Origin of the sequence: Legionella drancourtii LLAP12, assembly GCF_000162755.2 — a bacterium.
Classification (GTDB): domain Bacteria; phylum Pseudomonadota; class Gammaproteobacteria; order Legionellales; family Legionellaceae; genus Legionella; species Legionella drancourtii.
The window spans coordinates 18,838-26,873 of sequence record NZ_JH413805.1 but is presented as its reverse complement, the minus strand read 5'-3'; the positions used below and the strand labels follow the sequence as shown (position 1 = coordinate 26,873).

Genomic DNA, 8,036 nt, shown 5'->3' with positions numbered 1-8,036 from the left:
TGTATTTAACAGCGTAATGCCTTCTTTAATGCTCAAGGAGGCCATGCCGACCGCCTCTAAAAAAGCATCATGATTGTGGCGATGACTCATCCCCTTTTCTGACCAGGCGACCCAATTAATACTTAATGCAGGTAACTGCAAACTACGTCGATATAAGGCCAAGCCGCTAATGAACTCATTGGCTACCGCATAAGCGCTAAGCCCGGCCATGCCAAAATGAGGCACCGCAGCAATAGAAGAAAATAATACAAAACACGATAATTGCTGCTGTTTAAATAATTCATGCAATACCAGAGCACCTTTGATTTTTACATTTAACACTTGCTGCCATAAGGTTTCTTCCATTTCCATAATTGGCACATTATCAGTTGTTACACCGGCTAAATGAAATACGCCATCAATTGGCTGCTGCCAACTATTTTCTGTTTCTTTAATTACCCAGCTCATGCGCTCAGAATCGGCCACATCCACCGCAACATAACGGACTTGTATTCCTTTTGCCGTCAATTGGTTTAACCAATTATTTTTTTCCGTGGTTTGCGGTGAAAGCTCGGTGGTACCCGTGAGCAAGATAAATCGTGTTCCTTGCGCGGCAATAAATTCAGCGACTTCATAGCCTAACGCCCCTAAGCCGCCGGTTATTAAAGCAGCAATAGGTGCAGTCCAAGGACGCGCAGGCGCATTTTGTTGCTTGGATGCATCCGTAGTGAAACGAATGGTGTAGCGCTCTGTAGCTCTATAGGCAATATGATTCTGTCCAGCCTGGTAATGCCTTAATTCGTTGACAATAAGACGGGCACTTACAGTAAGGCATTCCTGGGTATCCAAATCCAGCAATAAAGCGTGATAACTTGCTTGTTCTGCAGCAAATATGCGCGTCATCGACCACAAATGGTGTTGCCAGATGTTAATAGTTTCATTGTTCGCTACTTGCTGCGCGCCCTGAGAGATTAGGCCAAACGTCAATTGATGTATCCAACTGCACTGGCTCATCGCTTTGAATAAATAGAGCAAGCATAAACTGGGCTCTGGAGGATGCTCTGCCTTGATATTAAGCGCAGAACATAAATACAGCACTCCTTTTAACTCGCCTCCTTGCTCTTTATTCAGCGTTTGAAACAAAGTTTCATAATCGCGTTTACGCGCAGGATTAATATAATATGTTCGTTCATTAATGCGTGTAAATTCATCCCCACTAAAGCAATAAATACAATTTTCCGCCCCCAACTCTTGCTGTAATACCAGGCCTAATTCACAATCACTAAAAATTAACCATTTGCCATCGATTTTAGAAGTGCTCTGTTTTTGCTGTGGATTTTGTTCCCACTGCGTGCTGTATAACCATTCCTGAGGATTAAGTTCATTACTAAGCGCAACCGGTGGCGGACTAATAGGCAACACCTCAGGTAGTGGCATTACTTCTTTAGTTGGGATCCAGCAACGCCGTTTTGCAAAGGGATAAGTTGGTAAGGACACGATATTGGGTACTTGCTGGGTATACAACTGTTGCCAGTCAACCCTTGCGCCATTTATCCAATGTTGTACTAATTCTTCATAGTTTTCATTGGCAAAGCGAATGCCAGGTTTCCCATTATTTTGCACTTGATAATTAAGCCAAACATTGGGCCGCTGCGCATCGGTATAATTTGCCAAGGCAAGCAATAGATCATCTTTAGTCATCGCAATAATCGCTAAACGAGCCCCCATGGATTCGCGCCCTGTTTGTAAGGTATAACAAACATCGCCTAACCATGCACCATTATCAGCAGGTGCATGATTCTGTAAATAAGCATGCATCTGTTGTACTCGCGCAGCCAGACGCTCTTCATTAAGTGCCGATAATAAAAAGAGATAAGGGCCTTTTACCGCCTCATCGCACTTTGTTTTTGGCAGATATTCTTCAATAATCATATGCACATTCGCACCACCAGCACCAAACGAACTAATCCCGGCACGGCGTAATACATTGTCTGATTGCCACTCGGTAAGCTCACGTTGGACATAAAAAGGTGAATCATCAAAATCAATAAAAGAATTTAATTGCTGCGTATGCAAGGTAGGTGCTAATTGCTTATGACGCATTTGCATTACTACTTTGGCTAATTGAGAAATACCCGCCGCAGATTCCAAATGACCAATATTCGACTTAACCGAACCGATGGCGCAAAATTGCTTGTCTTGCGTAAAGGTTTCAAAAGCCTCTTGTAAACCGCGAACCTCGATGGGATCACCCAAGGCGGTGCCTGTGCCATGCGCTTCGATATACGATATGCTACGCGCATCAATATTGGCAGCCTCTAAAGCCTGACGAATAACTGCGGCTTGTGCATTAGGATTAGGAACCGTATAACCACTGGTTTTACCCCCATGGTTCATACTACTGCCTTTAATCACACCATAAATTAAATCATTATCCGCAATCGCATCAGCTAAAGGTTTCAATAGCACTGAACCAACACCTTCTGAGGGCACATAGCCTGTACCTCCTTCCGCAAAACTAGTACAACGGCCTTGTTCGGACATAAAACTAAAACTACCAAGAAAATGGTACTTACTGGGATGCAGTGACAAATTAACCCCACCAGCAATTGCCATGGCACAATCACCGCGCTGTATACTCTCGCAGGCTAAATGGATGGCAGTCAAGGAAGAGGAACAGGCCGTATCCACTACAAAACTGGGACCATTAAAATCAAGGAAATAAGAAATACGATTCGCTACCGAAAAAGATTGAATATCTAAGGGAACGCGATTCCCTTTTTGCCATTCTTCAGCAATAAACAAAGGATAAAAATTATAAGTTACCCCCGCAAAGACCCCTACGGCATTATTGGTTTGACGCTTTAGTTTTTCACGGGTATAGCCTGCATCCTCGAGCGTTGACCATACTGATTGCATGAATAATCGTTCTTGCGGATCCATGAATCCTGCATCACGTGGTGAAATATTAAAAAATAATGGATCAAACTTATCGACATCGGGAATAAAGCCGCCATGTGGAAAATATTTTTCCGTGCCACCGACCTGCACTGGATAATCTTTATAATCCCAACGCTCTGCGGGTACCTTGTCAACACAGTCACGGCCAGTGCTTAAATTGTACCAAAACTCATCCATCGTATTGGCCATAGGGAAAGTGCCGCTCAAACCAATAATGGCAATCTCACCTGAATTTTCTGTCTGATTTTTGCGAACAGCTCGAATTGGTTCAGCATCGTCTATTTTCATAGCAGCTACTGCAGGAGTTGTGCTAATTGCAGATAAAATCGTGGGTAATTTGTCTTTATAATTTTTTATAAAGTAAGGTGCTAACTCTTTTAAGCGATTGCGTTCATACAATAAGGTTTTTGGTAAGACGCCAAAGTCTTTTTCCAAGCGTGTAGTTATCTCCAAACCAATTAAGGAATCAACTCCATACACCTCATAGGTTTCGTCAATTTGAATGGCATCGGCTGATGCCTGTAATTTTTCAGCAAATATTCCCCGCAAATAAGCCAAGACCAACGTAGATAAATCAAGATCACGAGTAAGAGGCATTGATGGCAATGACGTAGATACTGGTGTCGTTATTGGCATGGATTGGGCCTCTACGTCATACCAGTAACGCTGTTTGCTAAACGGATAAGAAGGTAATCCAGCCAAACGCTGATTATTGCCTTTCCCATATAAGTATTGCCAATCAATGGGGTAATGTTTCGTATATAAATCAGCCAAAACAAATAATTTATGTCGATATTGCGCAACTGCTTCTGGCTGTTGCATTGCATGCATCGCGGCTTGATAGACTTCATCAAAGACAGGTCCATGCATCACGCAGGTTTGCCCCTGATTGAGCATACAATATTCAGGAGTCTCATCATTACTCAATAAAGACAGTGCCTGCACAAGCTCCGCAAGCGAATTGACAACTAAGGCACAACGATAAACAAAATGGGCTCGTCCCACACTTAAAGTGTAACTTAGTGAGGCTAAAGAAACCGTTTCTTGCTGCAACAACCATTGCTGCAGATCGCTTATTTTTTGTTGTAAACTTTCTTGCTGCTTGGCCGACAGTACCACTAAATAATAAGGTTGAGCCGGCTTGTCCTCATGCAGCCGCTGATAAGGGCGTCCCTCTTCAAGAACCACATGAGCATTAGTACCGCCAAAGCCAAAAGAACTCACACCGCCACGTAAAGGAATTTCTTGTCCTGCTTCAGTTTTGAGGCGTTGCCATACTTGATTTTCCTGAGCAATATAAAATGGCGTTTCACTTAAATTAATGTAGGGATTTACTTCATTTAAATGCAAAATTCCCGGTATTAACTCATGCGACATCGATAAAATAAGCTTCATGACACCGGCTATTCCCGATGCAGGCTCCAAGTGACCAATATTGGTTTTCACCGAACCTAATGCAATCTGACTGGCGGGTGCACTTGAGGTACGCAATTGGCTAAATGCCAGTTTTAACCCTTCAATCTCGACCGGATCACCTAAAACTGTACCCGTACCATGTGTTTCAATATAAGTCACCGTATCAGGATCAATATTGGCCTGAGTATAGGCACTAATGAGCAGTTCACTTTGTGCACTTGCATTAGGGGCAGTTAATGACTGTGCCCGCCCACCATGGTTTACGGCAGAGCCTCTGATGATGCCATAAATGTGATCACCATCTGCTTGTGCCTGTTTTAAAGGTTTAAGTAAAAGTGAACCAACGCCCTCACCTTTCACATAACCATTGGCATCTTTAGCAAATGTCTTGCAACGACCATCCGCAGATAAAGCGCCTAATTGGCTGGTGACCACGACCGTATCCGGATTAAGGATTAAGCTCACACCACCGGCAATGGCCAAATCACATTCACCATAACGAATGGCTTGCACCGCACGATGAATAGCAACCAGCGAACTGGAACAGGCGGTATCAATTGCCTCACTTGGCCCGTGAAAGTTAAAAAAGTAAGAGACGCGATTGGCAATCATGCTGTGCGAGTTGCCGGTGGCAATAAAGCCATGGAATTCTTTTTGTTGGGTGCTGATTAAAGTTTGGTATTCACTAAACTCTACACCGGCAAAAACCCCCACTTTATTGGAGGATAATGCAAAAGGATCATAGCCGGCGTCTTCGATTGTCTTCCAAGCGGTTTCTAAAAATAAACGTTGTTGCGGATCCATAAAATTGGCTTCACGGGCAGAGATATTAAAAAATGCCGCATCGAATTGATCCACCCCATGAATAAAACCACCCCACTTCGAATTACTTTTATCCGTACCCTCACCATAATAATCGCGCCAATTCCAACGCTCAGCAGGAACTTCAGTTACTAAATCATGACCTGCTGCCAAATGCTGCCAAAAAGTTGCCAAATCATCGGATTGAGGAAATAAACCATGCATGCCAATGATGGCAATCCCATCGGTGGACTCACCCATCACTGAAGCGTGTTTTACGCGATTAGGGCTGCTTAATTGTGCCACAGCGGTATCATGAACTGTAGCCACTGCTTCTGGAAATTGGCTTATCAAGTATTGATTAATCGCTGAAATACTACTGTACGTATAGAAAACTGCGGGCGTAAACTCTACTTGATAATGCTCTGCTATTCGTTTGCCAAGTTCAACAAACTGTACTGAGTCCATGCCATACTCACCCAGATTTTTTTCAATCACAATCTGATGACGGGTAATTTTCAATAACTGCACCACCTGCTGCAGTAAAAAGGCGCTAACTTTATCCACTAATGCTCCTTGCGGTATCAGCTTGGGTTTATCATAGGGCAGGACGAACGTAGCGTGATCAGAATCAGAATACCAATGACGTTCTTTTGCGAAAGGATAGGTAGGCAAGGAAATCCGCTTCCTTGACTCCCCCGCATAGAGGCTATCCCAATCCAATGAATTACCCGCAACATAAGATTTTGCTAACTGCAACAAATTATCTCGTTCCCAAGAGGATGAAGACATTGTTAATCTCTGTGATGCATCGTGGGATGAGGACAAAGGTACACCTTGAATAAATAAATTTTCTGGGGGCTGTACACTGTCGATTTGTGGCAATAATGAAATAACCTCAGCAAGCGAACTAATCACTAACGCACAACGACAGTCAAAATGACTTCTGCCTCTGTTTAACGTGTCACAAACACGTTCTAATTCCGCATCTGGATTCCTCTTTAACCAGGCTAATAAATCTTGAGCCCGTTGCCACAAAGCAAATTCTGTTTTGGCAGACAAGGTTAACAAATAATGTGCTTTCGTAGTCGACGCGAACGCTCTTGCTTCAGGTGCTTCTGCCAAAATAATATGCGCATTAGCACCACCGGCCCCAAAAGAACTAACCCCGGCGATTCTTGGCCCCTGGGGCGCCCATTCACTGACAGTTTGTTGTACTCGGAATGAAGTTTTGTCCCAGTTAATATTCGTGTTCAGAGTTTCTGACCACAGAGAGGGAACCAAAGTACGATGCTGTAATTGCAATAACACTTTCGTCACCGCAGCAATTCCTGCTGCTGATTCACAATGACCAATATTGGATTTTACTGAGCCAATAGTACATAAAGACGGCACATCTTCCTGGTAAAAGGCCTTATTTAAACCGGCAATTTCAATCGGATCACCCAAGGAAGTTCCTGTTCCATGCGCTTCAATATAACTGACCATAGCAGGAGATAGATTTGCTTGCCGGTAGGTTTCAGCAATCAATTCAGCTTGAGCATTAGGATTAGGTACGGTGTAGCCATTTGTTTTACCACCATGATTAAGCTGACTTCCCTTAATCACAGCATAAATATGGTCACCATCTGCAAGTGCCTGGTGTAAAGGTTTTAACAAGACCGCTCCAACACCTTCTCCAGGTACATAACCATCGCCACCACTGCCAAAGCTACGACAATGTCCATCTGTTGCTAAAAACTTGCCGTGGCTAAGTAATAAATATTTATTAGGGTGCAACGAGAGATTTACCCCGCCCGCTAAAGCAAGTTGGCATTCACCGTCAAGGATACTTTTGCAGGCTAAGTGGATGGCTGTAAGCGAAGAGGAGCACATAGTATCCAGTGCGATACTAGGGCCATGAAAATCAAAGAAGTAAGAAACACGATTCGCAATAGACGCAAATACGGAATTAGTGGGAATAAATTGCCGCCCCTCTCTTTGCTCATGAGCAAATAATTGATACTCGCCATACATCGCGCCCACATAGACGCCAATTTTTCCTCCCGCTAATTGTTCACGCGCATAACCTGCATCTTCGATAGTTTTCCAGGCTGTTTCTAAAAATAGGCGCTCTTGAGGATCCATCAAAGCAGCTTCACGTGGAGAAATATTAAAAAATAAAGGATCAAATTTATCAATATCGGTTAAAAAACCGCCCCATTTACTGTAAGTTTTTCCTGAAGCATCCTTATTGTTATCGTAATAATCCCATAAATCCCAGCGCTCTTGCGGAATTTCACGAATGCAATCTTTACCGGCAAGAAGATTTTGCCAAAATTCCGTTAAATCTTGCGCTTGTGGATATCGCCCATGCACACCAATAATCGCAATATCGGTAACAGACGCGGAATTTTCAGCCTCGCCCACCGTAAATCCTAAACGTTTATGAGCATTAACCAATGGTTTTACTGCATTTACCTTACTTACTGCTGCAATAGAAAATAACTGATTTAATTCATCAGCATGTGTTTGAATAAAATAATCCGTTAACGCGGCAAGGTTTTGATATTCAAAAAATAAAGTTTTCGGTAAAGCCGGAAACTCGCGCTCCAAACGTTCGTTCAATTGAATGATCATCAAGGAATCAATGCCATAATGCTCAAAAGCTAAATGAGCATCAATGCGCTCAGGAGATTGCTTTACCGTATTCGCAATTAAATTTCTTAAAAAAACTTCTGTTTGTTCGCGTAACGGCAAACTTACTGCGTCAGATAACGCAACAGGTGCTGTATTAACTACTGATTGACGATGCAATGCGGCAACAAGCTGAGATTGGTAGCCAGGCAATACAATGCAGTTAGCAAAAGAATGTTGTAATGCACGTACAAAAGCATTTA

1 protein-coding gene is annotated in these 8,036 nt (G+C 43.1%); it reads right to left on the bottom strand.

Going from position 1 to position 8,036, the window contains the following annotated elements:
* On the bottom strand, nucleotides 1–8,036 hold an 8,036-nt coding region (locus LDG_RS20055), incomplete at both ends, for an SDR family NAD(P)-dependent oxidoreductase (protein WP_233491414.1).